This is a genomic window from Micromonospora sp. NPDC049051 (assembly GCF_043197575.1).
Lineage (GTDB): Bacteria > Actinomycetota > Actinomycetes > Mycobacteriales > Micromonosporaceae > Micromonospora.
In genome coordinates, this window is sequence record NZ_JBICTL010000002.1 from 878,533 (window position 1) to 903,827 (window position 25,295).

General features: G+C 74.9%; 23 protein-coding genes. 10 read left to right on the top strand and 13 right to left on the bottom strand.

All coding sequences use genetic code 11. The features are described 5' to 3' along the window. Positions 1 to 67: 67 nt before the first annotated feature. The 3 genes from ACGFIR_RS11170 to rimP are packed head-to-tail and all read right to left on the bottom strand — an operon-like array spanning position 68 to position 2,149. Complete coding sequence (locus tag ACGFIR_RS11170) at positions 68 to 400, bottom strand: YlxR family protein (protein WP_393004273.1); 333 nt, start codon at positions 398 to 400, stop codon at positions 68 to 70. A 16-nt stretch (positions 401 to 416) separates the two neighbouring features. Beyond that, positions 417 to 1,460 (bottom strand): transcription termination factor NusA, encoded by a 1,044-nt coding sequence (gene nusA / locus ACGFIR_RS11175; protein WP_393004275.1) that lies wholly within the window; start codon positions 1,458 to 1,460, stop codon positions 417 to 419. Further along, the gene (rimP, locus tag ACGFIR_RS11180; protein WP_393004277.1) at positions 1,457 to 2,149 is read right to left on the bottom strand and encodes a ribosome maturation factor RimP; all 693 of its coding nucleotides are present in this window, start codon (positions 2,147 to 2,149) and stop codon (positions 1,457 to 1,459) included. The genes nusA and rimP overlap by 4 nt, the downstream gene beginning before the upstream one ends. A gap of 227 nt (positions 2,150 to 2,376) precedes the next feature. On the opposite strand from rimP, the gene ACGFIR_RS11185 reads away from it, so the two are divergent. From ACGFIR_RS11185 to ACGFIR_RS11215, 7 genes are all read left to right on the top strand, one after another. Beyond that, complete coding sequence (locus tag ACGFIR_RS11185; protein WP_393004725.1) at positions 2,377 to 2,826, top strand: hypothetical protein; 450 nt, start codon at positions 2,377 to 2,379, stop codon at positions 2,824 to 2,826. Next, positions 2,823 to 3,269, top strand: coding sequence for a ferritin-like domain-containing protein (locus ACGFIR_RS11190; protein ID WP_393004279.1), 447 nt, complete (start codon positions 2,823 to 2,825; stop codon positions 3,267 to 3,269). Before ACGFIR_RS11185 ends, ACGFIR_RS11190 begins: the two co-directional genes overlap by 4 nt. Before the next feature lie 66 nt (positions 3,270 to 3,335). Next, the gene (locus ACGFIR_RS11195; protein ID WP_393004281.1) at positions 3,336 to 3,923 is read left to right on the top strand and encodes a PadR family transcriptional regulator; all 588 of its coding nucleotides are present in this window, start codon (positions 3,336 to 3,338) and stop codon (positions 3,921 to 3,923) included. Then, positions 3,920 to 4,678 carry an ABC transporter ATP-binding protein gene (locus ACGFIR_RS11200; RefSeq protein WP_393004283.1) on the top strand — a complete coding sequence of 253 codons (759 nt, stop codon included), beginning with the start codon at positions 3,920 to 3,922 and terminating at the stop codon, positions 4,676 to 4,678. The genes ACGFIR_RS11195 and ACGFIR_RS11200 overlap by 4 nt, the downstream gene beginning before the upstream one ends. Next, positions 4,675 to 7,377, top strand: a complete 2,703-nt coding sequence (locus ACGFIR_RS11205) for an FtsX-like permease family protein (protein WP_393004285.1) — start codon at positions 4,675 to 4,677, stop codon at positions 7,375 to 7,377. Before ACGFIR_RS11200 ends, ACGFIR_RS11205 begins: the two co-directional genes overlap by 4 nt. Before the next feature lie 28 nt (positions 7,378 to 7,405). After that, on the top strand, positions 7,406 to 7,906 hold the full coding sequence (locus ACGFIR_RS11210; protein ID WP_393004287.1) for a nitroreductase/quinone reductase family protein: 501 nt from the start codon (positions 7,406 to 7,408) through the stop codon (positions 7,904 to 7,906). A gap of 9 nt (positions 7,907 to 7,915) precedes the next feature. After that, the gene (locus tag ACGFIR_RS11215; protein WP_393004289.1) at positions 7,916 to 8,641 is read left to right on the top strand and encodes a nucleotidyltransferase domain-containing protein; all 726 of its coding nucleotides are present in this window, start codon (positions 7,916 to 7,918) and stop codon (positions 8,639 to 8,641) included. A gap of 115 nt (positions 8,642 to 8,756) precedes the next feature. Here the strand turns inward: ACGFIR_RS11215 and ACGFIR_RS11220 are convergent, their stop codons facing one another. Together ACGFIR_RS11220 and map are read right to left on the bottom strand one after the other, a co-directional pair. Then, positions 8,757 to 9,473, bottom strand: coding sequence for a VIT1/CCC1 transporter family protein (locus ACGFIR_RS11220; RefSeq protein ID WP_393144522.1), 717 nt, complete (start codon positions 9,471 to 9,473; stop codon positions 8,757 to 8,759). Then, positions 9,470 to 10,327: a type I methionyl aminopeptidase gene (gene map / locus ACGFIR_RS11225; protein ID WP_393144524.1), complete on the bottom strand. Its 858-nt coding sequence runs from the start codon at positions 10,325 to 10,327 to the stop codon at positions 9,470 to 9,472. Before map ends, ACGFIR_RS11220 begins: the two co-directional genes overlap by 4 nt. A 96-nt stretch (positions 10,328 to 10,423) precedes the next feature. Between map and ACGFIR_RS11230 the strand changes: the two genes are divergently transcribed. Beyond that, the gene (locus ACGFIR_RS11230) at positions 10,424 to 10,741 is read left to right on the top strand and encodes an STAS domain-containing protein (protein WP_393004295.1); all 318 of its coding nucleotides are present in this window, start codon (positions 10,424 to 10,426) and stop codon (positions 10,739 to 10,741) included. A 60-nt stretch (positions 10,742 to 10,801) separates the two neighbouring features. Here the strand turns inward: ACGFIR_RS11230 and ACGFIR_RS11235 are convergent, their stop codons facing one another. From ACGFIR_RS11235 to pcaF, 8 genes are all read right to left on the bottom strand, one after another. Beyond that, on the bottom strand, positions 10,802 to 14,467 hold the full coding sequence (locus tag ACGFIR_RS11235; RefSeq protein ID WP_393144526.1) for a SpoIIE family protein phosphatase: 3,666 nt from the start codon (positions 14,465 to 14,467) through the stop codon (positions 10,802 to 10,804). 138 nt (positions 14,468 to 14,605) lie between these two features. After that, the gene (locus tag ACGFIR_RS11240) at positions 14,606 to 15,373 is read right to left on the bottom strand and encodes a 3-oxoacyl-ACP reductase (protein WP_393144528.1); all 768 of its coding nucleotides are present in this window, start codon (positions 15,371 to 15,373) and stop codon (positions 14,606 to 14,608) included. Between the two features lie 4 nt (positions 15,374 to 15,377). Next, positions 15,378 to 16,733: an aldehyde dehydrogenase family protein gene (locus ACGFIR_RS11245; RefSeq protein WP_393144530.1), complete on the bottom strand. Its 1,356-nt coding sequence runs from the start codon at positions 16,731 to 16,733 to the stop codon at positions 15,378 to 15,380. A 142-nt stretch (positions 16,734 to 16,875) separates the two neighbouring features. After that, the gene (locus tag ACGFIR_RS11250; RefSeq protein ID WP_393144532.1) at positions 16,876 to 18,237 is read right to left on the bottom strand and encodes a glutamine synthetase family protein; all 1,362 of its coding nucleotides are present in this window, start codon (positions 18,235 to 18,237) and stop codon (positions 16,876 to 16,878) included. A 370-nt stretch (positions 18,238 to 18,607) separates the two neighbouring features. After that, positions 18,608 to 19,108, bottom strand: coding sequence for a DUF456 domain-containing protein (locus ACGFIR_RS11255; protein WP_393004305.1), 501 nt, complete (start codon positions 19,106 to 19,108; stop codon positions 18,608 to 18,610). Beyond that, the gene (locus ACGFIR_RS11260) at positions 19,105 to 21,279 is read right to left on the bottom strand and encodes a putative bifunctional diguanylate cyclase/phosphodiesterase (RefSeq protein ID WP_393144534.1); all 2,175 of its coding nucleotides are present in this window, start codon (positions 21,277 to 21,279) and stop codon (positions 19,105 to 19,107) included. The genes ACGFIR_RS11255 and ACGFIR_RS11260 overlap by 4 nt, the downstream gene beginning before the upstream one ends. A gap of 4 nt (positions 21,280 to 21,283) precedes the next feature. Next, on the bottom strand, positions 21,284 to 22,102 hold the full coding sequence (locus ACGFIR_RS11265) for an SAM-dependent methyltransferase (RefSeq protein WP_393144536.1): 819 nt from the start codon (positions 22,100 to 22,102) through the stop codon (positions 21,284 to 21,286). A 188-nt stretch (positions 22,103 to 22,290) separates the two neighbouring features. Beyond that, positions 22,291 to 23,493 carry a 3-oxoadipyl-CoA thiolase gene (pcaF, locus tag ACGFIR_RS11270; protein ID WP_393144538.1) on the bottom strand — a complete coding sequence of 401 codons (1,203 nt, stop codon included), beginning with the start codon at positions 23,491 to 23,493 and terminating at the stop codon, positions 22,291 to 22,293. 106 nt (positions 23,494 to 23,599) lie between these two features. Here pcaF and ACGFIR_RS11275 point away from each other — a divergent pair, with 106 nt between their 5' ends. Continuing rightward, complete coding sequence (locus tag ACGFIR_RS11275; protein ID WP_393004313.1) at positions 23,600 to 24,565, top strand: glutathione S-transferase family protein; 966 nt, start codon at positions 23,600 to 23,602, stop codon at positions 24,563 to 24,565. Further along, complete coding sequence (locus ACGFIR_RS11280; RefSeq protein ID WP_393004315.1) at positions 24,558 to 25,211, top strand: DUF998 domain-containing protein; 654 nt, start codon at positions 24,558 to 24,560, stop codon at positions 25,209 to 25,211. The genes ACGFIR_RS11275 and ACGFIR_RS11280 overlap by 8 nt, the downstream gene beginning before the upstream one ends. Positions 25,212 to 25,295 lie beyond the last annotated feature (84 nt).

Below are 25,295 nucleotides of genomic sequence, written 5' to 3' on the forward strand. Positions count from 1 at the left end.
GGCAGCACCCGCAGCGACCTCACTCGTGCACTTGAAGCCTGGTCATTTCAGGGACTTCATCGTGTGCTCATGTCGGTCGTCCTACCTTGCTAGCGACCCTCGCCCGGTCGGGTTGACCGGACGTAGTGGTTGGCGCATCGACGTGCTCCGCGAGCTCACCGTGGTCGGGGACCCCGCTGATGCGCAGCGCGCGCCCGAAAGCGCGTCGCCGCACCGCTTGCGCGAAGCAGGCCGGATCCGGGTGCATGTTCGCTCCCCGACCCGGCAGCCTGCGGGCCGGATCGGGCCGAAGACTGTGACCAGCCCCGTCGCCGACCGCGACGATCCGCAGCAATTCGCTGGCCGGCGCACGTCGCCGGCAACCCACACAGGTGCGCTCCGGCAGCGCGCGTCGTACCACTGGAGAAAGTCTACCCCTAGGCGCCCGAGATCGCGCCGCCCGGTTCCGGGACGTGATCAGCTCCGCCCCGGCCGGAGGCGCCGGCCTGCTCGGCGTCGGACCGGATGTCGATCCGCCAACCGGTCAACCGGGCAGCAAGTCGGGCGTTCTGCCCCTCCCGGCCGATGGCGAGGGAGAGCTGGAAGTCCGGGACGGTGACCCGGGCGGTGCGGCTGGCCAGGTCGACCACCTCGACCCGCAGGGCCTTGGCCGGCGACAGGGCGTTGCCGACGAACGTCGCGGGGTCGTCCGACCAGTCGATGATGTCGATCTTCTCGCCGTGCAACTCGCTCATCACGGCCCGAACCCGTTGTCCCATCGGCCCGATGCAGGCGCCCTTGGCGTTGACGCCCTGGGTGGTGGACCGCACCGCGATCTTCGTACGGTGACCTGCCTCACGTGCGATCGCGCCGATCTCGACCGTGCCGTCGGCGATCTCCGGCACCTCGAGCGCGAAGAGCTTCTTCACCAGCGCCGGGTGCGACCGGGAGAGGGTGATCTGCGGGCCGCGCATCCCCTTGGCCACGTGCACCACCACGCAGCGGATCCGCTCGCCGTGCGCGTAGCGCTCGCCGGGGACCTGCTCGGACTGGGGCAGCACCCCCTCCAGCTTGCCGAGGTCGACGCTGACGATGCCCTTCTCGCTGCGCGCCTCGTGCGCCTGCACCACACCGGTGACCAGGTCACCGTCGCGGCCCACGTACTCGCCGAAGTGCACCTCGTCGGTGGCCTCCCGCAGCCGCTGGAGGATCACCTGCTTGGCGGTCATGGCGGCGATCCGGCCGAAGTCGTGCGGGGTGTCGTCCCACTCCCGTACGACGGTGCCGTCGTCGCCCAGCTCCTGGGCGTAGACCAGGGCGGCACCGGACTTACGGTCGATCTCCACCCGGGCGTGCGGTTCCGCGCCCTCGGTGTGCCGGTAGGCGGTCAGCAACGCGGTCTCGATCGCCGCGAGGATCGTGTCGAACGGGATCTCCCGCTCGCGCTCGAGTGCGCGCAGCGCCGCGAGGTCGATGTTCACCTCTCCTCGTCCTCCACATCATCATCTTCGTCGTCGAAGTCGTCGGTGTCGTCCATGTCGTCGGGTTCGTCCGCCTCCTCGATCTCGCCGAGGCGGTGGAACTCGACCTGCACCCGGCCGGGGCCGAGCTCTGCGTACGTCCAGGTGGCGCGGCCGGCGTCGGTCTCCAGCACCACGCGCTCGTCGTCGGCCTCGACCACCCGGCCGGTGACCTGCCGGTCGCCGGCGGGCTGCCCGGCCGGGGAGCCCGCGCCGCGCGCGGTCACCTTGACCAGCCGGCCGACGTTGCGCCGCCAGTGCCGGGGGAGGGTGAGCGGCCGGTCCACGCCGGGGGAGCTGACCTCCAGCTGGTACTCCCCGGCGACGATGTCGCCCCCGGCCTCCTCGGCCGCGTCGAGGGCCGCGGAGACGGCCCGGGACACCTCGGCGACGGCGTCCAGGTTGATCCCGCCGTCGGCGTCCACGATCACCCGCACCACGTGCCGCCGGCCGGCCCGGGAGACGGAGAGCTCCTCCAGGTCGTAACCGGCGCCGACGACCACCGGCTCGATCACCTCGCGCAGCCGGGCCCGCCGGGCGGCGAGGTCGCCGCGCGGGCCGCCGGCACGCTCCCCGCCCCTGGGGGCGTCGGCGCGTCGGGGCCTCCCCGCCGGACCCGTCGACCTCGTGGCACGGCCACGCTGCGTCATCTCCGCACCCTCCTGCTGATCGACGGCACCGATCGGCCGCCATGCCGGCACGCCACCGGAGCTGAGCGCCGGCGGCTGCGCAGAGCGTAACGCGCCTGCCGGGTACCGGGCCGGGCGGCGCACCGACGCCGGTGGCCCACGTACGGCCGGTGATGGTGTTGACTTGTCTGGTGGCGACCGGCAGAACGACACGACGCGGCGGGACGACCGGGCACTCCCGGCGGAAGGTGCTGCGCGCCGGGGTCCTCCTGGCGCTCGGCGGGGCGGCGGCGCCGCTGACCGGCTGCGGCCTCCTCGACCGCGGCGACGACCCCGCACCCGGGCCCGACCCGCTCACGCCACTGCTCGACGAGTCGCTCCGGCTCGCCGCCGGACACCGGGACGCCGCCGCCGCGCACCCCACGCTCGCCGGCCTGCTCACCCCGATCGCCGAGGCGCACCACGCGCACGCGACCGAACTGGCCCGGGTCATCGGCGTACCGCTGCCCTCGGCGTCCGCCACGCCCACGCCCGCCGCGCCGGGCGACCCGGTGGCGGCGCGGGCCGCGCTGCGCGAGGACGAACGCGCCGGCCGCGAGTCGGCGACCAGGGCCTGCGCGGCGGCGCCGGCCGAGCGGGCCGCGCTGCTCGCCTCGATCGCCGCCGCCCGGGCCACGCACGTGGAGGCGTTGAAGTGACCGCACCCACACCCACCGGGCCGGCCGGGGCGCTCGGCGCGGCGCTCACCGCCGAGTACGCGGCGATCTGGGCGTACGGGCCGATCGGGGTACGCCTCACCGGCGCCGCCCGGAACGCCGCGAGGGAGGCGGAGGCCGCGCACCGGCGCCGCCGCGACGACCTGATCGTGCAGTTGAGCGCCGGCGGCGGGAGCGTCCCGCCGGACCGGGCCGGCTACACGCTGCCGTTCCCGGTCACCGACCGGGCGAGCGCGCTGCGGCTGGCCGTCGAGGTGGAGGAGCGCACGGCCGCGTTCTGGCGGGCGGCGGTGCCGGCCACCACCGGCGCCGACCGGGACAAGGCCCTGGCCGCCCTGGTCGAGTACGCCCTGCGGGCCACCCGCTGGCGGCGGACGGCCGGCATCACCCCGCTCACGGTGCCCTTCCCGGGCCGCCCCAGCTGACCTGCCCGGCCCGTAGTCCGCGACTCCGGTTGCGGGTCGCATACCAGGTATGCATACTCCGGAGCCATGTCCATCCGTCACGGGCTGCTCGCCCTGCTCGAACGCGGCCAGATGTACGGCTACCAGCTCCGCGCCGCGTTCGAGGAGTCGACCGGCTCGACCTGGCCGCTGAACATCGGGCAGGTCTACACCACCCTGTCCCGCCTCGAGCGCGACGGGCTGGTCCGGTCGCTGCCCGAGAGCGAGGCGGGACAGCGCCCGTACGAGATCACCGACGCCGGACGGGCGGACCTGGCCCTGTGGTTCGCCACCCCGATCAGCCGCACCGACCGCCCTCGCGACGAGCTGGCCATCAAGCTGGCCCTCGCGCTGACCACCCCCGGGGTCGACGTCCGGTCGGTGGTGCAGACCCAGCGCAGCGCGACCATGCGGGCGTTGCAGGAGTTGACCCGGTTGAAGTACGCCAGCGACCGCCCCGAGGACCTGCCGTGGCGGCTGGTGCTGGACGCCATGGTCTTCCAGGCCGAGGCCGAGGTGCGCTGGCTGGACCACTGCGAGACGAGCCTGGTGCGCTACCGTCCGACGGAGCCCGGGCGCGTGCCGACGACGCCCGCCGAGGCGGTGGACCGGACGGACCAGGAGGCGAGACGGTGAGCACGGGGAACGGGCCGGCGGGCGGGAACCCCGCCACGCCCGTGCTCGACGTACGGGCCGTGCACCGCACCCACGGCGCCGGCGCGGCGGCCGTGCACGCGCTGCGCGGCGTCAGCCTCACCGTGCACGCGGGGGAACTCGTCGCCGTGATGGGGCCGTCCGGCTCCGGGAAGTCGACCCTGCTCGCCCTGGCCGGCGGGCTGGACGGCCCCACGGCGGGCGAGGTGTACGTCGAGGGCGAGCCGCTCGGCGCCCTCGACCGGCGGCGGCTGGCCCAGGTGCGGCGCCGCCGCATCGGCTACGTCTTCCAGGACCTCAACCTGCTCGGCAGCCTCAGCGCCGTGGAGAACGTCGCCCTCCCCCTCGAACTCGACGGGACGGGCGTACGGCGGGCCCGCCGCCTCGCGCTGGACGCGCTGGCCGAGGTGGGCCTGCCCGAGCTGGGCGACCGGTTCCCCGACCAGCTCTCCGGCGGGCAGCAGCAGCGGGTGGCGATCGCCCGCGCGCTCGTCGGGGAACGCCGGCTCGTGCTCGCCGACGAGCCGACCGGCGCGCTGGACTCGCAGACCGGGGAGGCGGTGCTGCACCTGCTGCGCCGGCGGGTCGACGCCGGAGCCGCCGCCGTGCTGGTCACCCACGAGGCGCGGCACGCCGCCTGGGCGGACCGGGTGGTCTTCCTGCGCGACGGGGTGCTGGTCGACACGACGGCGCCACTGGGCAGCGTGGAGCAGCTGCTGAGCGGCAGCGGTCGGTGAGCGCGGGCCGGGGCGGCCGGCTCGCCCGGGCGACCGGCTCCTGGTGGGCCGCGCTGCGGATCGCCCGGCGCGAGGCCCGGCGGGCGCGGGGGCGTACGGCGCTGGTGCTCGCGATGATCACGCTTCCGGTGCTGGTGCTGACCTTCACCGCCGTGAGCTGGCGGATGTCCGAGCTGACCCCGGTGGAGCGGGCCGACCGTCAGCTCGGCGCGGCCGACGCGGAGCTGAACTGGGTGACGCGGATCCCGATCGTGCAGAGCGCCTGGGCCGAGACCTGGCGCACCGACCCGGAGGAGGCTCCCCCGGCCGAGCCCGTCACCGCCGAGCAGGTGACCGCCCTCCTGCCGGCCGGGAGCCGCGTCATCCCGCTGCGCCGCTGGGTGTCGTTCGACGCCCGGATCGGCGAGCGGGTCGACGACACCCTCACGGGACGCGCCGTGGACCTCGCCGATCCGCTCGGCCGGGGACTCGTCCGGTTCCACTCGGGGCGGGCGCCGGCCGGGCCGGGCGAGATCGCCGTCAGCCCGGCGGGCCTGCGCCGCCTCGACGTCCGCCTCGGCGGCACCGTCACCTCCGGCGACGGCGTGCGCTCCTGGCGGGTGGTCGGGGTGGCCGAGTACCCCGACGACCTGGGCCCGGTGGTGACGCTGCACCCGTCGGACGGGCGGATGGAGACCGAGCCGGGCACGAGCTGGCTGGTCGACCTGCCCGGCGCCCCCGACGAGACCCTGTTCCGCCGGCTCAACGCGCACGGCGTCCTGGTGCACGCCCGTGTCCCCGCTCCGGCGTCGGGCACCGTCACGTTCCCGCCGTACGGCCGCTCCCCCCTGGACGTGGAGGGGATGAGCGTCTCGGTGCTCGTCGGCGGGCTGGGACTACTGGAGGTGGTGCTGCTCGTCGGGCCGGCCTTCGCGGTCGGCGTACGGCGGCGGCGCCGGGACCTCGCGCTGGTCGCCGTGGCCGGCGGGGACGACGTCCACCTGCGCCGGATCGTGCTGGCCGACGGCGTGGTGCTGGGCGCGCTCGGCGCCGTCGTCGGGGTCACGCTGGGCGTCGCCGCCGCGTTCGCCGGCCGCTCCCTCGTGGAGCAGCACCTCTTCGGCGTGCGCTTCGGCGCGTACCGCTGGTGGCCGGAGGCGATCGCGGCGATCGCCGCCGTCGCGGTGCTGGCCGGAGTGCTGGCCGCGCTCGCCCCGGCCTGGACGGCCGCCCGGCAGGACGTGGTGGCGGGGCTGGCCGGCCGGCGGACCCCGCCGGCACACCGGCGGCGCTGGTTGACCGTCGGGGCGGTCCTGGCCGTCGGCGGGGCCGCGGTGGCCGCGTTCGGGGCGGCCCGGACGGCGCCGGCGGTCATCCTGGCCGGCCTCGTCCTCGGCGAGCTGGGCCTGGTCTTCGCCACCCCGACGCTCGTCGGCCTGCTCGCCCGCCTCGGGCGGTCGCTGCCGCTGGCGCCCCGGATCGCGCTGCGCGACGCCAGCCGCAACCGGTCGTCGACCGCGCCCGCGATCTCCGCCGTGATGGCGGCGGTCGCCGGCAGCGTCGCCGTCGGGGTGTACCTGGCCAGCGACGACGCCCGGTCGGCCACGATGTACCTGCCGACCCTGCCGGCCGCCACGGTGCTGGTCACCGGATCGGACGGGGTTAGCCTGCCCGATCTGTCCCGGGTCAGCGAGGCCGCGCGCGCCCACCTGGGAGGCCGGACGGTGGCGCCGCTGGCGGAGCCCCGGTGCGGGACGGCCACCGACCTGTGCGTGGTCTCGCCGGTGCTGCCGGCCGAGCGCGTCTGCCCGTGGACGCCGGGCGACGGGCTGAGCCAGGCGGAGCAGCGACGGGCCCGCGCGGACGCCCGCTGCACGGGACCGGAGGACCACTACGGCCGGTACTTCCACGTGCTGGTGGACGACGGCACGGCGCTGCCGGTACTCACCGACGCCGCCACCGAGGACATCGCCGCCGCCACCGCCGTGCTGCGGGCCGGCGGCGCGGTGGTCACCGATCCGCGCTACGTGCGCGACGGTCGGGTCGACGTGCGGGTGACCCGCGCCGGGCAGGCCCGGCCCGATTCCCCGGCCGTCACCACCGTCGCCGCGTATCCGCTGCCCACCGCGCTGGGGGCGGACCGGCTGCTGCTCTCACCGGCGGCCGCCGAGCGGCTCGGTCTGCGCGTCCACCCGCTCGGCTGGGCGATCACCGCCGACGGCGCGCCCGACGAGGACCGGCAGGACCGGTTCGTCGCCGCCGTACGGCCGCTCGGCGCGCACGTGGAGATCGACCAGGGCGCCCAGGCCAACGCGGGACGGCCGCTGCTGCTCCTGCTGGCCGCCGCAGCCGGGGTGATCACCGTGGGCGCCGCCGGCATCGCCACCGGGCTGGCCGCCGCCGAGGGGCGGGCCGACCTGTCCACCCTCGCGGCGGTCGGCGCCGGCCCGGGGCTGCGCCGGCTGCTCTCGCTCTGCCAGTCCGGGGTGATCGCCGTGCTGGGCTCCGCGCTCGGCATCGTCGCCGGCCTCGGCTCCGCGTCGATCATCCTGACCGCCCTCAACCGCCGGTACGCCGCCCTGTGGCCCATCCCGGAGCCGTACCCGGTCGTGGTCCCGTGGATCACGCTCGGCGTACTGGTGGTGGTGCCGCTGGTCGCCATGCTCGGCGCGGGACTCCTCACCCGGTCCCGGCTGCCGATCGAGCGACGTCTCGACTGACGGGCCGCGAACGGGCACACTGGCTGCCGTGCCCGTACTGGGATCCCTCACCCGCCGGGTCGGTCACCACCGCTGGTTCGGTGCCGCCGTCCGCCTGCTCGTCCCCGCCGACCGCGTGGTCGGGCGGCTCACCCGGGGGCGGGTGGTCGCGCTCGGGCTCATCCCGTCGCTGGTCATCACGACCACCGGCCGCCGCTCCGGCAAGCCGCGCAGCAATCCGCTGCTCTACGTGCCCGACGGCGACGCGTACGTGGTGGTGGGCTCCAACTTCGGCCAGGCCCACCAGCCCGGCTGGGCGATGAACCTGCGCGCCGATCCCGCCGCCGAGGTCGCCGTCAAGGGCCGACACGTCCCGGTACGCGCCGACATCGCGACCGGCGCCGAACGGGACCGCCTCTGGACACTGCTGGTCACCGAGTGGCCCGCCTACCGCACGTACGCGCAGCGGGCCGGCAACCGGGAGATCCTCGTCTTCCGGCTGGTGCCCACCGGGCGCGGCGAGCCGGGCGGGCCGACCGCCCGCGAATAGGGTGGTCGGGTGACCGGCGCCGACGGCGAACCCCACCTGGACGACCCGCGGTGGGCGGTGGCCGAACGGGTCGCCGACGCGGTGCGCCGGCGGTTCCCGGCCGACGTGCTGGCGGTCGCGGTGCACGGCCCGCTGGCCCACGGCGACGACGACGGCGGCGGGAACGGCGAGGTCGGGCTGCTGGTGGCGACGTACCGGCCCGGCGGCGGGCCGTCCCCGGCGACCCGGCGGGTCGACGGCGTGCTGGTCGACCTGACCGTGGCCGGCGCGGACGACTACCTGCGGCAGGCCCAGGTCATCTCTCCACTGTGGCCGTTGACCGCCGACCGGTACGTCAACACCCGGGCACTCCACGACCCCACCGGCTGGCTGCGCACGCTGCGCGACGAACACCTGGGCCGGCTGGCCCGGGCCCGGCCGGGCGAGTTCAGCACGGCCGCCCGCCGGGCCTGGTACCGGGGCAGCGCGGCGCACGCCCGGGCCGCCCGGCTGGCCGAGTGGTACGAGACCGACCAGGCGCTGCTGATGCTCGGCGAGGCGCGGCTGGCGGCGGCCACGGTCAACGGCCTGCTCAGCCGCACCTACTTCCGCGACCCGGGCGACGCCGTTCGCCGCACCGGTCTGGCGGGCGCGGACATGACCGAGGTGGGCGCGGTGCTGACCCGCCAGGCGGAGGAGCTGGCGGCCCGGGGCCGTCCCGTCGACGGCACCGTCGACGATCTGCTCGACGGCTGACGGCACTCCTTGCCCGGCCGAGCTGGCGGGACCTCCTACCAGCCGAGCCGACGACACCCGCGCCGCAGCCGATCCAAGGGACCCGCGCCGCAGCCGGGCCGGCGGGGCCCCGGGCTCAGCCGAGTCCGCCCTGGACGCCGATGAGCGCGCCGATGAGGTAGGTGGCGCCCGCCGCCGCCGCGCCCAGCAGGAGCTGCCGCAGGCCGCCGGACCACCAGGGCCGGGCGGTGAACCGGGCGACCACCGCGCCGGCCAGGAAGAGCCCGAGCCCGCCGACCGCGAGCGCCAGCCCCAGGCTCGTCGCGCCGAACAGGTAGGTCAGCAGCGGCACCAGCGCCCCGACCGAGAAGAACAGGAACGACGAGATCGCCGCCGCCCACGGGCTCGGCTGCTCGTCCGGGTCGACGCCGAGTTCCTCCCGGACGTGCACCCGCAGCGCCTCCTCCGGGTTGCGCCGGACGGCCTGGGCCACCTCCATGGCGAGGTCGGGCGGCAGCCCCCGGGCGATCCACGCCTGGGCCAGCTCGCGCGCCTCGGCCTCGGGGTGCCGCTCCAGCTCGCGGCGCTCCTTGGCGACCTCGGCCGCGACCTGCTCGTTGGCCGAGCGCACGCTCGTGTACTCCCCCAGCCCCATCGAGATGGCGCCGGCCACCAGGCCGGCCACGCCGGTGAGCACGACGCTGCGGGGCGACACGCCGCCGCCCGCGACGCCGGCGATCAGGGCGATGTTGGTGACCAGACCGTCCATCGCCCCGAAGACGGCGGGGCGCAGCCAGCCGCCGGAGACGTCCGCGTGGTGCGCCTCACGCAGCGCCGCCGGGGTGTCCGTCACGGCAGGGTCAGGATCTCGTGACCGTCCTCGGTCACCACGATGGTGTGCTCGAACTGTGCCGTCCACCTGCGGTCCTTCGTCACCACGGTCCAGCCGTCGTCCCACATGTCGTACTGGTGGGTGCCGAGGGTGATCATCGGCTCGATGGTGAAGGTCATCCCCGGCTCCATCACGTCGGTGGGGCGGGGGCTGTCGTAGTGCGGCACGTAGAGCCCGCTGTGGAAGGCCTCACCGATGCCGTGGCCGGTGAAGTCGCGTACGACGCCGTAGCCGAAGCGCTTCGCGTACGACTCGATGACCCGGCCGATCACGTTGATCTGGCGGCCCGGGGCCACCGCGCGGATGCCCCGCATCATCGCCTCGTGGGTCCGCTCGACCAGCAGCCGGGGCTCCTCGTCGACCTCGCCCACGCAGAAGGTGGCGTCCGTGTCGCCGTGCACCCCGTCGAGGTACGCGGTGACGTCGACGTTGATGATGTCGCCGTCCTGGAGCACGGTCGAGTCGGGGATGCCGTGGCAGATCACCTCGTTGAGGCTGGTGCAGCAGGACTTGGGGAAGCCCTTGTAGCCCAGCGTCGACGGGTAGGCGCCGTGGTCGCAGAGGAACTCGTGCACGACCCGGTCGATCTCGTCGGTGGTCACGCCGGGCTTGCAGTGTTCACCGGCGAGCTGGGTGGCCTGCGCGGCGAGTCGACCGGCGACCCGCATCTTCTCGATCGTCTCCGGGGTCTGCACGTGCGAGCCGGTCCACTGGCGTGGGCTCTTCTTGCCCACGTACTCCGGGCGGACGATGTGGGCGGGCACGGGCCGCAACGGGGAGAGCGTGCCTGGGGTCAGCGGCGCACGGACGGTCATGCCCCGAGTTTATCGCCGCGAGCAGTGGTGACCCGCGCCACCGCCCGCCCGGAGCGGTCGGTTGCCGCGCCAGGCCTGCTGTGCCATTGTGGCTGCGTGGATCAAGGGGGTGGCGCATCTCCCGTCTTCTCCGTCAGCGCGGAGGTCGACGGCGGCCACCTGCACGTCCTGGTGACCGGCGAGGTCGACATGGCCACCGCCGACATCATGTTCCAGACCGCGCTGCGGGAGCCGGCCGAGCGGCTGACCCTCGACCTGCGGGCGGTCACCTTCTTCGACTCGGCGGCGATCCACGCCGTGGTCCGGCTGGCCCAGCAGTTCCCCGACGCGCTCACCGTGCTGCCGTCGCGGCAGGTCCACCGGGTGCTGGACATCTCCGGCCTGGGCGACCAGGCCTGGCTCCGCCCGGCCTGAGCCTGCTCCCCGTCGGAGCGCCGCCGCGGCGCCCGCTCGGAAGGGCGTCGGGTGCCGCGGTCAGGCCGCGAGGCGCCGGCGCAGCGTGACTTCGGTCCCCTCGGCGGTACGGTTCACCGACAGCTCTCCCAGCGCCTCGATCAGCGACAGCCCGCGCCCCCGGAAGCCCGATCCGGTCGACTCCCGCCACCGCCCGCTGTCGCGCACCGTGGCGACCACCGTGCGCTCGGAGATGGTCACCTCGACGCTGATCGTCGGCTCGCGCGGGTCGACCGGGTGCTCGATGGCGTTGGCGGCCGCCTCGGAGACGGCGACCGTCAGGTCGAACAGGTCGGTCTCGGTGACCCGGTGCGCGACGAGGAAGTCCTCCAGCCGCTTGCGCAGCACGCTGAGCCGGGTGGGATCGGCCGGCAGCCGCAGCGCGAACCGGTCGAGTTCGGCCGCCTCCAGGGCGAGCACCGCGACGTCGTCGCGCAGCGGCCGGCCGGCCACCCGCTCCACCACCGCGTCGATCAGGTCGGCCACGTGCTCGGCGGGGGTGGCCGCGTCCTGCCGCAGCAGGTCCAGCGAGGCGTCGATGCCGAGCTGCCGGTCCTCGATCAGCCCGTCGGTGTAGAGCAGCAGCCGGTTCCCGGCGGCCAGTTCCCCGTCGACGGTCTTGTAGGTCGTGCCGGGGATCGCCCCGACCGGCGGCCCGAGCGCCCGCCCGTGCAGGAACGCCACGTCGTCGCCGCGACTCAGCAGGGGGGACGGGTGGCCGGCGCTGGCGTACCGCATCCGGCCGGTGCGGGGACTGAACCACAGGCAGAACACCGTCGCGAAGGAACGGCCCTCCGTCGTGCCGACGAGCCGGTTGAGCCGGGTCAACGACTCGCCGGGGTCGAAGCCCTCCAGGACGTACGCCCGCAGCCCGTTGCGGAGCTGGCCCATCGCCGCCGCCGCCGGGACGCCCTTGCCGACCACGTCGCCGATGGCCAGCACGAGCTCGTCGTCGCCGAGCGCGATGACGTCGTACCAGTCCCCGCCGACCTCCACGTCGGCGCTGCCCGGCAGGTAGCGGCTGGCCACCAGGGCGCCCGGCAGCTGCGGCAGCGACCGGGGCAGCAGGCTGTGCTGGAGCGTGGTGGCGATGCGGTGCTCGGCCTCGTAGAGCTGGGCGTTCTCCAGCCGCACCCCGACCAGCCGGGCCAGCTGGGTGAGCGCGGCCTCGTCGGTGTGGATGCCGTCGCCGTCCGGGCGCCAGACCCGCAGCTCGCCGAGCCGCTCGCCGGCGGTGCCGGTCAGCGGCAGCACGAAGGACGGCTCGATCGAGGTCAGCCCGCCGCCGTCGGCCTCGAAGCGCATCCCGGTGGCGGAGACCACCACCCGGGCGGCCTCGGCGAGGCTCAGGGCGTGCCGCGCGGCGACCTGGAGCACGTCGGCCGTGGAGCGGGCCGTGTTGAGCGCCACCGCCGCGTCGGCCAGGGCCTGCAACCCCCGGATGATCTGGCCGCGGAGCTGCCCCAGCTCGACGTTGGCCCGCACCCGGGCGATCAGCTCCTGACCGGAGAAGGGCTTGGTGAGGTAGTCGTCGGCGCCCACCGCCAGCCCGGCGACCTCCTCGGCGGAGCCGGCCCGGGCGGAGAGCAGCACGATCGGCACGTGCCGGGTACGCGGGTCCGCGCGCAACGCGGCGACCAGCCCGAAGCCGTCCAGCCGGGGCATCATCACGTCGGTCAGCACCAGGTCGAACGAGCCGTCGACGGCGTGCCGCAGCGCCTCCACGCCGTCGGCGACCGCGACCACCTCCCAGGACGGCGAGAGCAACCGGTTGACGTGCTCGCGGAGGTCGGCGTTGTCGTCGGCGACCAGGATCCGGCCGGCGGCGCCGCTTCCCCGGGGCGTCCCACCGCCGTCGGCCGACGCGGCGCCCGTCCAGAGCGCCGTCTCCGCCACATAGAGGTCGGCGTGCGCCAGCTCGGCCTGTGCCGGGGCGCCGGTGTCGACGACCCGCTCGGCCGGCAGGTGCCCGGCGCCGAACGGGATGGTCACGGTGAACGTGCTGCCCTCGTCGACGCGGCTGCGCGCGGCCACCTCGCCGCCGTGCATCTCGACCAGCTCGCGGACCAGTGCCAGGCCGATCCCGGTGCCCTCGTGGCTGCGCGAACGCGCCCCGGGCACCCGGTGGAAGCGCTCGAAGATGTGCGGCAGCTCCTCCGGCACGATGCCGACACCCGTGTCGGAGACCTCCAGCCGGGCGGCGCCGTCGACCGCGCGGACGCGGACCCGGATCTCGCCGTCGAAGGTGAACTTCACCGCGTTCGAGACCAGGTTGAGGACGACCTTCTCCCACAGGTCCCGGTCGACGAAGACCGGCGCCGGCAGCGGCGGGCAGTCCACCACCAGCCGCAGCCCGGTCCGTTGGGTGGCGGAACGGAAGGTGCTGGCCAGGCGGGCGGTGTAGTCGGCGAGGTCGGTGGGCTGGTAGCGGGCGGCCAACCGCCCGGACTCGAGCCGGGAGAAGTCGAGCACCGTGTTGACCAGCTTGAGCAGCCGCAGCGCGTTGCGGTGCATGGTGGCGAGCCGGTCGGTGTACGCCTCGGGCAGCGCCGGGTCGGCCAGCAGGTCCTCCAGCGGGCCGAGCACCAGGGTGAGCGGGGTGCGGAACTCGTGACTGACGTTGGCGAAGAAGTTCGTCTTGGCGCGGTCGAGGGCCGCCAGCTCGGCGGCGCGGGCGCGTTCCTGCTCGTACGCCTGCTGCCGGCCGACGGCCCGCGAGACCTGCGCGGCGACCAGGTCGAAGAAGTCCCGGTACTCGTCGGTGAGCGGCACCCGGCGGGCGACACCGACCGCCAGCGTGCCGACGGTCTCGTTCCCGGCGGTGACCGGCAGCACCAGCGCCTCACCGGTCGCGTCGGCCGGCACCTCGGTGAGCAGGTCCGTCACGGCGACGGTGACGGCGCTGCCGGTGGCGGCGACCTCGGCCAGCCGCGCCGGCGGGGGCGGGACGACCACCCCGGGGTCGACACCGCTGCATCCGGCCAACGTCACGTCGCCCGCCTGGCCGGGCAGGTGCAGCAGCGCGAACGGCACGTCCGAGCGGTGCCGGTCGAGCACCTCGGCGGCGATGCGACCCAGCTCGGGCCTGCTGTCGACCTCGGCCAGCTCGGTGCCCAACTCGGCCAGCAGCCGCAGCCGGCGCTCCCCGACGACGCGGCCCGTGGTCTCGTTGACGATGCAGAAGACGCCGTCGACGGAGCCGTCGACGCCCAGGATCGGATCGTAGGAGACGTCGAAGTACGTCTCCTCCACGAAGCCCCGGCGGTCGAGCGGGAAGGGATGGTCCTGCGCGCGGTACGAGCGGCCGTCGCGCCGGACGCCCTCCAGCAGCGGCCCGAGCACGCTCCAGGTCTCGGCCCAGTGCACGCGCGCCGGCTGGCCCAGCACGTCGGGGTGCTTGCCACCGATCGTCGGGCGGTAGGCGTCGTTGTAGAAGGCGAGCTCGTCCTCACCCCAGAACATGACGATCTGCGCGCTGGAGGCGAGCATCAGGCCGACCGCGGAGCAGAGCGTCGTCGGCCAGCGGTCGGGGGTGCCCAGCGGGTGGCCGGACCAGTCGAGGCGACTCATCAGCTCGCCCATCTCGCCGCCGCCGGCGAACGCGGCGGCCAACAACGGGGGGAACTCGGGGTCCTGGCCTCCCTCGGACGGGTGCCCTCCGCCCACGCCCCCCTGGGCCGAACTCATAGTTCCTCCTGCTCCGGCCATCACCGCCTCGGCCCGATGATCCAACCGGCCGTGCCCCGCTTGGTACCCCGACGGACGAGCAACGTAACGCATACGGCGCCGTGAGCGCTGGTCATGTCCCCCCGACCAGCGGCCGGCTCAGAGCGGGGTGACGTACGCGCCCGTGATGCCGCCGTCCACGACGAACTGGGCGGCGGTCATGAAGGACGAGTCGTCGCTGGCCAGGAACGCCACCGCGGCGGCGATCTCCTCCGGTTTCCCGAACCGCCCCATCGGCACGTGCACCAACCGGCGGGCGGCGCGCTCGGGGTCGGCGGCGAAGAGTTCCAGCAGCAGCGGGGTGGCGACCGGGCCGGGGCAGAGCGCGTTGACGCGGATGCCCTCCCGGGCGAACTGCACGCCCAGTTCCCGGGTCATCGCCAGCACCCCGCCCTTGCTCGCCGTGTACGCGATCTGCGAGGTGGCCGCCCCCATCAGCGCCACGAACGACGCGGTGTTGATGATCGAGCCCTTGCCCTGCCGGCGCATGTGCGGGATGACGTGCTTGCAGCAGAGGTAGACACTCGTGGTGTTGACCCGCAGCACCCGCTCCCAGGCGTCCAGCCCGGTGGTCAGGATGGAGTCGTCCTCCGGCGGGGAGATGCCGGCGTTGTTGAACGCCACGTCGATGCGCCCGTGCCGCTCGGCCACCCCGTCGAAGAGGTCCCGTACGGCCGCCTCGTCGGCGACGTCCGTGGCGACGAACTCCCCGCCGACCTCCTCGGCGGCCCGCCCACCCGCCTCCGGGTCGACGTCCACGCAGACCACCCGGGCCCCCTCGGCGGCGAAGCGCCGCACGGTGGCCAGCCCGATCCCGCTGCCCGCTCCGGTGACCACGGCCACCCGGTCCTCAAGTCGACCCCGCACCTGATCACTCCTCCGTCGCGATGAACACGTTCTTGACGTCCGTGAAGGCGTGCAGCGCGTCCGGGCCCAGCTCGCGGCCCAGCCCGGAGCGCTTCATCCCGCCGAACGGGGTCCAGTACCGCACCGAGGAGTGCGAGTTGACGCTGAGGTTGCCCGCCTCCACGGCCCGCGCCATCCGCACCGCCCGGCCCACGTCCCGGGTCCAGATCGAGCCGGAGAGCCCGTACTCGGTGTCGTTGGCGAGGCGGATCGCGTCGGCCTCGTCGTCGAACGGGAGCACCGAGACGACGGGGCCGAAGATCTCCTCGCGCCAGTGCCGGTCGGCGGGCGAGTCGGCGAGCAGCACCGTCGGGGCGTGCCAGAAGCCGGGCCCGTCGGGGCGGGAGCCGGTGAAGGCGACGTTCGCCCCGTCGACGTACCCGGCCACCCGGTCCCGCTGGGCGGCGGAGATGAGCGGCCCCATCTCGGCGGTCTCCCGCGCCGGGTCCTCCACCCGCAGCGCGCGCACCGCCGGTTCGAGCAACTCCAGGAACCGGTCGTACGCCGGCCGCTGGACCAGGATCCGCGACCGGGCGCAGCAGTCCTGGCCGGCGTTGTCGAAGACGGCGTACGGGGCGGTGGCCGCCGCGCGCTCCAGGTCGGCGTCGGCGAAGACGACGTTGGCGCTCTTGCCGCCCAGCTCCAGGGTCAGCCGCTTCACCTGCGCCGCGCAGCCGGCCATGATCCGGGTGCCCACCTCCGTGGAGCCGGTGAAGCAGACCTTCCGTACGGCGGGATGGGTGACGAACCGTTCGCCCACCACGGATCCGGCGCCCGGCAGGACGGTGAACACGTCGTCGGGCACGCCCGCCTCGCGGGCCAGCTCGGCCAAGCGCAGCGCGGTCAGCGGGGTCAGCTCGGCGGGCTTGAGCAGCACGGTGTTGCCGGCCGCGAGCGCCGGCGCGAAACCCCAGGCGGCGATCGGCATCGGAAAGTTCCAGGGCACGATCACGCCGACCACGCCGAGCGGCTCGTGGAACGTCACGTCCAGCCCGCCCGGCACCGGGATCTGCCGTCCGGTCAGCCGCTCCGGCGCGCCCGCGTAGTAGTCGAGGACGTCGCGGACGTTGCCCGCCTCCCACCGCGCGTTGCCGATGGTGTGTCCCGAGTTGCGCACCTCCAGCCGCGCCAGCTCCTCCAGGTGCGCGTCGACCACCGCCGCGAAGCGCCGCAACACCCGCGCCCGCTCCCCGGGCGTCACCGCGCGCCAGCGTACGAAGGCCGCGTCCGCCCGCGCGATCGCCGCGTCGACCTCGGCGAGCGACGTGGCGGCGACGCGCCCCACGACCTCCCCGGTGGCCGGATCCACCACCTCACTCACGCCCACCCTCCCTCCCGCCGCCCCGCCCCAGGCGGCGTCGATCACGCAGTTGTGGTGCCGCATCAAAGCCGCCGATCATCCTCGACCGCCCACCGGAACCGCATGATCGACCGGCAGCGGGGCCCGGGGCCGGGCGGAGGGGTCAGAGGCGTTCGAAGCCACGGCGGAGTTCCCAGTCCGTGACGGCGGCGTCGAAGGCCGTCAGTTCGACTCGTGCCTGGTTGGCGTAGTGCGCGTGCACCTCGTCGCCGAACGCCCCGGCGGCCAGCGTCGAGCCCTCCCAGAGGGTCAGCGCGTCGCGCAGCGTGCCGGGGACGCGCTCGGCGGCCGGGTCGTCGTACGCGTTGCCGGTGCACTCCTCGCCCAGCTCCAGCTCCCGCTCGATGCCGTGCACGGCACCGGCGACGAGCGCCGCGATCGCCAGGTACGGGTTGACGTCCGCGCCCGGCACCCGGTTCTCCACCCGCATGCCCTGCCCGTGCCCGACCAGCCGCAGCGCGCAGGTGCGGTTGTCCGTGCCCCAGCGCAGCGCGGTGGGCGCGAACGATCCGGGCTGGTAGCGCTTGTACGAGTTGATGTTCGGCGCGAACAGGAGGCTGAACTCGCGCATGGTGGCCAGCAGCCCGGCCAGCACCCGCTGCCCGGTCGTCGACAGGTGCGCCGGCCCGTCGCCGAGCATCGCCGAGCGGCCGTCGGCGTCGCGCAGCGAGAAGTGGATGTGGCAGGAGTTGCCCTCGCGCGCGTTCGGCTTGGCCATGAAGGTGATCGACATGCCCTCCTGGGCGGCGATCTCCTTCGCCCCGTTCTTGTAGATCACGTGGTGGTCGGCGCAGGCCACCGCCTCGTCGTAGCGGAAGGCGATCTCGTGCTGGCCGAGGTTGCACTCCCCCTTCGCGCTCTCCGGGGTGAGCCCCGCCCCGGCCATCTCCCGCCGGATGCGGCGCAGCAGCGGCTCCACCCGGGCCGTGCCGAGCAGGGAGTAGTCCACGTTGTACTGGTTCGCCGGGGTCAGGTCGCGGTAGCCGCGCCGCCAGGCCTCCTCGTACGAGTCGCGGAACAGCACGAACTCCAGCTCGGTGCCGGCGTACGCGGTCAGCCCGTGCGCGGCCAGCCGGTCGAGCTGGCGGCGCAGGATCTGCCGGGGCGAGGCGACGACCGGGGAGCCGTCCGGCCAGGCCAGGTCGGCCAGGAGCAGTGCGGTGCCCGGCTGCCAGGGCACCGGGCGCAGCGTGTCGAGGTCCGGCACCATGGCGAAGTCGCCGTAGCCGCGGTCCCAGCTCGACATCGCGTACCCGTCGACGGTGTTCATGTCGACGTCCACGGCCAGCAGGTAGTCGCAGCCCTCGCTGCCGTGCGCGGCCACCTCGTCGAGGAAGTAGGGCGCGTGGAACCGCTTGCCCTGCAACCGGCCCTGCATGTCCACCAGGGCCAGCACGACGGTGTCGATCTCGCCCTCGGCGACGGCGACCCGCAGCTGTTCCAACGTGAGCGGAGCTTTCCTCATCGGCGGGCCTCCATCACCAAGGTCTACTGGCTGAACCGGTCGACCGTCAATGCCCTGCCCGGCATCCCGGCAACCGCCCCGGGGCCGCCGGACCTGCCGCGCACCGCAGCCGCCCGACCTGCCGGCCGCCGGTGGGGCGGGCCGGCCGAGCCGGGCAAATTGCGTTGCCGTGCGGGCGCGTGGACCGCATGCTTGAGCCCGTGACCAGGCCCGATCGCGACGGGCCACCGCCGGGCGCTCGGACCGCCCGGCACGCGGCGGCGCGGGGCACGTCACCTCTCTCTCACCCGTACGGCGCTGCGCCGTACCGACGCCCGCCCCGCGCCGTCCGCACCGCACCGCACCGGTCCACCCGAGCCACCGCACGGGTTCAGGCGAGCGTCAGTCCCACCACCCAGAGCGCCGCCACGAGCAGGCCGGCGAGGAACTCGACCAGCATGGCCAGGCCCGCCGCCGCCACCGCCTGCTTCGTCGCCGGCCAGGCCAGCCGGGAGTCGCCCAGCCGCAGCCGCTCCGCCGCCCACACCCCGCCGACGAAGCCGAGCACCAGCCCGATCACCGGGATCACGAAGAAGCCGACCAGCCCCAGCAGGCCACCGGCCAGCAGCGACGAGGTCGGCACCCCCGTGCGTTTCAGGTTCCGCCCCGGCCAGGCGTACTTGACGACCGTGCCGCCGGCGACGACCACGGTCGCGGCGGCGAGCACCGCCCAGCGGCCGGGCCCGGCGCCGCCGAAGACCGCCCAGACGAGCACCCCGCCCCAGCACAGCGGCAGCGCCGGCAGGCCGGGCACCACCACCCCGGCGAGCCCGGCGACGATCGCCAACCCGGCGAGTACGGCGACCGCCGCCTCGCTGTCCGTCAGGCTCATGCCGTCGTCTCCTGCTCCTCGGCGCGCAGCCGGGCGGTGATCTCCGCCGCCGGGGCGGGCGGGCCGAAGAACAGCCCCTGCCCGCTGTCGCAACGCAGCGCGCGCAGCCGCTCCGCCTGCACCCCGGTCTCCACCGCCTCGGCGGTGACCCACAGCTCCAGCGCGTGCGCCAGCCGGACCAGCGCGTCCACGATCCGCTCGTCCCGGTGGTCGGCCACCGCCCCGGCGTCCGCGCCCCGGATGCCCTCGACGAACGGCCCGGCCAGCTTCAGGCAGTGGATCGGCAACCGGCGCAGGTACGCCAGGTTGGAGTAGCCGGTGCCGAAGTCGTCGATCGCCATCCGTACGCCGAGGGCGGCCAGCCGGTGCAGCGACCGCAGCGGCTCCCCGGCGGTGCCCATCACCGCGCTCTCGGTCAGCTCCAGTTGCAGCAGGTCCGCCGGCAGGCCGGTGGAGGCCAGCGCGTCGGCGACGGTGTCGACGATCCCCGGATCGTCGGCCTGCCTTGCGGCCAGGTTGACGCTGACCACCAGCCCGGCGCGGGGGAACTCCCGCCGCCACGCCTCCGCGTCCCGGCAGGCCTGCCGCAGCACCCACTCGCCCAGCCGGACGATCAGGCCGGTCTCCTCGGCCAGCCCGATGAACCGGTCCGGCCCGATCAGGCCCAGCTCCGGGTGCTGCCACCGGACCAGCGCCTCGACGGCCAGCGTCGAGCCCTCCAACAGGGACACGATCGGCTGGTAGTGCACGACGAACTCGCCCCGGTCCAGCGCCGCCGGCAGCCCGGCGGCGAGGGCGGAGCGGGCGATGTCCCGGGCGCCGCGCTCCGGGTCGTAGACCGCCCACCGGCCCCGCCCCTCCGCCTTCGCCCAGTAGAGCGTGGTGTCGGCGGCCTTCATCAGCTCCGAGGCGCTCGTCGCGCTGGCGGGGCACTCGACGACGCCGACGCTCGCCGACACCGCGACCTGGTGCTCGCCGATGCGGACCGGGACGGAGACCGCGGCCAGGGCCATCTGGGCGACCTCGACCGCGTCGTCGATGCCGGCGCCGTCGTCGACCAGGATGACGAACTCGTCGCCGCCCATCCGGGCCACGAGGTGGCCCCGCCCGGCGACGCAGTCGGCGAGCCGCTCGGCGATCACCACGAGCAGCCGGTCGCCGAGGTCGTGGCCGAGGCTGTCGTTGATCGCCTTGAAGCCGTCCAGGTCGAGGAAGCAGACCCCGACCCGGTGGGCGGCGTCGGCGCCGTCGAGGACCCGGCCCAGCGTCTCGAAGAACAGGGTCCGGTTGGGCAGGCCGGTGAGCGGGTCGTGCAGCGCCTGGAAGCGCAGCCGCTGCTGGAGTTCGTACCGCTCGGTGATGTCCTCGATCATCGCCACGGTGAACCGGGGCCGGCCGTCGTCGTGGCGGATCAGCGAGACGGACAGGTCCGTCCAGACCACACTGCCGTCCTTGCGGTAGTAGCGCTTCTCCACCCGGGCCCGGTCCTGCTTGCCCTCGATCAGCTCCTGGTAGAGCTCCCACATGCCCGCCGCGTCGTCGGCATGGAACAGCGCGGCCACGTTGGTCTGCCGCAGCTCCTGGATCGAGTAGCCCAGCATGCCCGCGAACGCCTGGTTGACGTCGATGATCTGGCCGTCGACGCCGGCGATGCCGATCCCCGTGGCGGCCCCCACGAAGACCGCCCGGAACCGGGCCTCGCTGTCGCGCAGGGCCTGCTCCACCTCGTCACGGGCCTGCCAGGCCGAGCGGGCGATCCGCTCCTGCTGGGCGAAGGTGCGCTCGCGCAGGGCCCGGGCGAAGCCGGCCGCGAGCCCGCCCTGCAACGCCGCGACCCGTTGTGCCGTCTCGCCCCGGTGGGCCCGGCCCGGCAGCACCCGGGCCGGGAACCGGTGGCCGAGCGCCTGCACCGACCAGTCGAGCACCCGGGGCTCGGTCAGGTGCTCCTCGACCAGTGCCCGCCCCACCTCCTCCGCCGGCAGGGCCGAGAACGGCTCGGCCAGCAGCGCCTCGGCCAGCCGGACGGTGTGCAGGTGCAGCAGGCGCTCCGTCTCGGCCGCGCTGAGCGGCACGAAACCGAGCCGGCGCACCGCCCGCGCCCACTCGGCCGCGTAGCGCTGGGCGCCCGACCGGCTGAGGTCGTCGCCGCCGGGCTCCGGGACGGCGGCCATCGGATCAGGCGGCGGGCAGGTCGTACCGGGCGACGCCGCCGAAGGCGCCGAACCGCTCCGGGTGCTCGTCCACGTCGGAGGGCGAGTCGGGCCGCCACAGCGGCATGTGCACCACGCCCGGCTCCAGCAGCGTCCAGTCGCCGAAGAAGCTCGTCACCTCGGCCCGGGAGCGCAGCGTGATCTCGGTGTCGGTGCGCGCCGAGAGGCGCTGCGCGTCGAGCATCTCCTGCGGCTGGTCCTCGAACGTGGAGTGCGAGACGACCAGATGACTGCCCGGGGCCGCGGCGGCCCGGAGGGCGGCCAGGATGTCACCGGGGCGGTCGGCGTCCGGGATGAAGTGCACCACCCCCGCGAGCAGGATGCCCAGCGGCCGGTCGAAGTCGAGCAGCCCGAGGTCGCGGGCTCCGGCCAGGATCCGCTCCGGCTCCCGCAGGTCGGCGTGGATCACCCCGGTCAGTTCGTCGCCGGCGAGCAGCTCCCGGCTGTGCGCCACGGCGACCGGGTCGATGTCGACGTAGACCACCCGGGCCTTCGGGTTGGCCGCCTGGGCGACCTCGTGCACGTTGCCGACGGTGGGGATGCCCGAGCCGATGTCGAGGAACTGGTCGATGCCGGCGTCGAGCAGCGTACGCACGGCGCGGCGCAGGAACTCCCGGCCGGCACGCATGGTCGCCGCCAGGTTCGGGGTCATGCTGGCGATCTGCTCGGCGAGCTGCCGGTCGATCTCGAAGTTGTGCGCCCCGCCGAGGAAGTAGTCGTAGACCCGGGCCGCGCTCGGCCGGGAGAGGTCGATCTCGGCGGGAAGTCCGTCCGGCATCTGCACTGCTGCACCCCAAGTCGTCGCCGCGGTGCGGGAGGGAGCCGGCGTCGGGGCGCGTGCGGGCACGCGCGGCACGCCGACCGACCCGCGGATCGTGTGGTGCTCACCACTCTAGGCCGCGAACTCCACGCTCCGGGAGGTCCCATGACCCACTTCGTCGGCGCCGCCGCCGCTCCGGTGCCGCCCGGGGGTCAGGCGGCTTCGAGGAGGAGGGAGATGCCCTGCCCGACCCCGACGCACATGGTGGCCAGCGCGCGCCGGCCACCCCGGTGGCGCAGCTCGATGGCGGCCGTCAGGGCGAGGCGGGCGCCGCTGGCGCCGAGCGGGTGCCCGAGCGCGATCGCCCCGCCGTTCGGGTTGACGTGCTCGGCGTCGGTGGGCAGGCCCAGCTCGCGCAGCACCGCGACGGACTGCGCGGCGAACGCCTCGTTCAGCTCGATCACGTCGACGGCGTCGAGACCGAGGCCGAGGCGGTCGAGCAACTTGCGGGTGGCCGGCACCGGGCCCACCCCCATCACCCGCGGCGGTACGCCGGCCGAGGCGGCGCCGGCGACGCGGGCCAGCGGGGTGAGGTCGTAGCGGGCCACCGCCGCCTCGGAGGCGACCAGCAGCGCCACCGCGCCGTCGTTGACGCCCGAGGAGTTGCCGGCGGTCACCGTGCCGCCCTCGCGGAACGGGGTGGGCAGCGCGGCGAGCTTCTCCAGTGAGGTCTCCCGGGGGTGCTCGTCGACCTCGACGAGCCTGGTCTCGCGCCGGCCCGCCGGCACGGTCACCCCCACGATCTCCTCGGCGAACCGGCCGGCGGCCTGCGCCTTCGCGGCCCGCTGCTGCGACCGGTACGCGAACTCGTCCTGCTCGGCGCGGCCGACGCCGTACGCGGCGGCGACGTTCTCCGCCGTCTCCGGCATGGAGTCGATGCCCCAGTGCCTCTCCATCAGCGGGTTGACCAGCCGCCAGCCGATGGTGGTGTCGTAGACCTCGGCGGTGCGGGAGAACGGGGTGGCCGCCTTGGGCAGCACGAACGGGGCGCGGCTCATGCTCTCCACCCCGCCCGCCACCACGAGGTCGGCCTCGCCGGCCACCACCGACCGGGCCGCGCTGGCGAGGGCGTCCAGGCCGGAGCCGCAGAGCCGGTTGACCGTGCTGCCGGGCACCTCCTCGGGCAGCCCGCCGAGCAGCGCCGCCATCCGGGCCACGTTGCGGTTGTCCTCGCCGGCCTGGTTGGCGCAGCCCAGGATCACGTCGTCGACGCGCGCCCAGTCCACCGACGGGTGCCGGGCGACCAGCTCGCGGATCACGTGCGCGGCCAGGTCGTCGGGGCGGACGGCGGCGAGGGCGCCGGCGTACCGGCCGATCGGGGTGCGGACACCGGCCACCAGGTAAGCCACGGTCATCGACGCGATCCTTCGGGGGTGGGGGAAGGGGCGGGGCGGGCGGCCCGGGTCCCGGGGGACACCCGGCCGCCAGGATATCCGTGCCCGCAGCGGATAGGTTGGCGGCATGGCCCGGCCCCAGTTCAGCGCAGAAACCAGCGGCGGCGGCGAGTTCGTCCGCCAACCCAACCGGTTCACCGGGAGGGTCACCGTGGACTCCGACTCGCCGCCCGGTGGCGGGCCGGACGCGCAGGACCGGTGGCCGCTGGAGCCGGGCCGCTACCGGCTGATCTGGTGTCGGGCCTGCCCGTGGGCACACCGGGCCCGGATCGTACGCGGCCTGCTCGGTCTGGAGGACGCGATCTCCCTCGGCACGGTGGACCCGATCCGCGACGAGCGGGGCTGGCGGTTCGCCCTCGACCCCGACGGGTTCGACCCGGTGCTCGGCATCGGCTTCCTCTCCGAGGCGTACCTCGCCACCGATCCCGACTACACGGGTCGGGTCACCGTGCCGGCGCTGGTCGACACGCTCACCGGGCGGGTGGTCACCAACGACTATCCGCAGCTCACCCTCGACCTCTCCACCGAGTGGCGCGGGCTGCACAAGCCGGACGCACCGGACCTCTACCCGGTCGAGCTGCGCCCGGAGCTGGACGCCCTGATGGCGGAGATCCACCGCGACGTCAACAACGGCGTCTACCGGTGCGGCTTCGCCACCTCGCAGGCCGCGTACGACGAGGCGTTCACGGCCCTCTTCGCCCGCCTCGACGCGCTGTCGGAACGGCTGGCGGGCCGGCGCTACCTGATGGGCGACGCGATCACCGAGGCCGACGTGCGGCTGTTCACCACCCTGATCCGCTTCGACGTGGCGTATCACGGGCACTTCAAGTGCAACCGGCACAAGCTCACCGAGATGCCGGTGCTGTGGGCGTACGCCCGGGACCTGTTCCAGACCCCGGGCTTCGGCGAGACGGTCGACTTCGACCACATCAAGCGGCACTACTACGGCACCCACGGGGCGATCAACCCGACGGGGATCGTCCCGCTGGGGCCCGACACCTCCGGCTGGACGACGCCGCACGGGCGTGGCTGAGCCGCCCCGGGCCGACCCGCGCGCCGCACCACCCCGGGCCGCCGCCGCGTCGGCTTCGGCCGGCTGCGTCGTCGGGGGCGCGGTCGCGGTGACGGTCGCCGTGGTCGCCGGTCCCGGGCCGGGCCTGACCGGGTACGTCAGCGAGGCGGGCGTCACCGACAGCGCGTACGCGCCCGCGTACCGGATCGGGGTCTTCGCCCTGGCTGCCGGCCTGCTGCTGCTCGCGGCGGCGCTGCCCCCGGCGCTGCGGGCGGCGGCCGGGCTGCTCGCGGTCGGCAGCGTCTTCGCGCTGGTCTCCGGGGCGGTGACGTGCAGCGCCGGTTGCCCGCTGCCGCCGTTCGAGCAGGCGACCACGGCGGACCTGGTGCACGGCGCGGCGAGCATCCTCGCGGTGGCCGCGGTGGTCCTCGCGATGCTGGCGATCGCGCTCACCCGGGCCGCCGAGCCGGTGCTGCGCCGGCTCGCCGTGGTGGCCCTGGCGGTGGCCCTGCCGTTGGCGGGCGCGACCGCCGTGGCGCTCGTCACGGTCGGGCGCGGCGGCCTGATCGCGGTCCTGGAACGGCTGTTGCTGCTGGTGGCCGTCCTCTGGGGCGCGGCCACCGCGACCGTCGTCGCCCTGCGCCGGCGGGCGAGGGCACCCGGTTGACGCCCGGTGGGGCAGGAGCACAGCACGACCCGACGAGCCGGGAGGGGCCCGCACCGGCGCCCTTCCACCCCCGGAGAGGATGAC

Bases quoted from the DNA above. Each gene is read 5' to 3' on its own strand.
- rimP (WP_393004277.1), bottom strand. From the start codon at position 2,149: ATGACGCAGCGTGGCCGTGCCACGAGGTCGACGGGTCCGGCGGGGAGG.
- ACGFIR_RS11195 (WP_393004281.1), top strand. From the start codon at position 3,336: ATGTCCATCCGTCACGGGCTGCTCGCCCTGCTCGAACGCGGCCAGATG.
- map (WP_393144524.1), bottom strand. From the start codon at position 10,327: ATGACCGTCCGTGCGCCGCTGACCCCAGGCACGCTCTCCCCGTTGCGG.
- ACGFIR_RS11235 (WP_393144526.1), bottom strand. From the start codon at position 14,467: ATGAGTTCGGCCCAGGGGGGCGTGGGCGGAGGGCACCCGTCCGAGGGA.
- ACGFIR_RS11250 (WP_393144532.1), bottom strand. From the start codon at position 18,237: ATGAGGAAAGCTCCGCTCACGTTGGAACAGCTGCGGGTCGCCGTCGCC.
- ACGFIR_RS11255 (WP_393004305.1), bottom strand. From the start codon at position 19,108: ATGAGCCTGACGGACAGCGAGGCGGCGGTCGCCGTACTCGCCGGGTTG.
- ACGFIR_RS11260 (WP_393144534.1), bottom strand. From the start codon at position 21,279: ATGGCCGCCGTCCCGGAGCCCGGCGGCGACGACCTCAGCCGGTCGGGC.
- pcaF (WP_393144538.1), bottom strand. From the start codon at position 23,493: ATGACCGTGGCTTACCTGGTGGCCGGTGTCCGCACCCCGATCGGCCGG.
- ACGFIR_RS11275 (WP_393004313.1), top strand. From the start codon at position 23,600: ATGGCCCGGCCCCAGTTCAGCGCAGAAACCAGCGGCGGCGGCGAGTTC.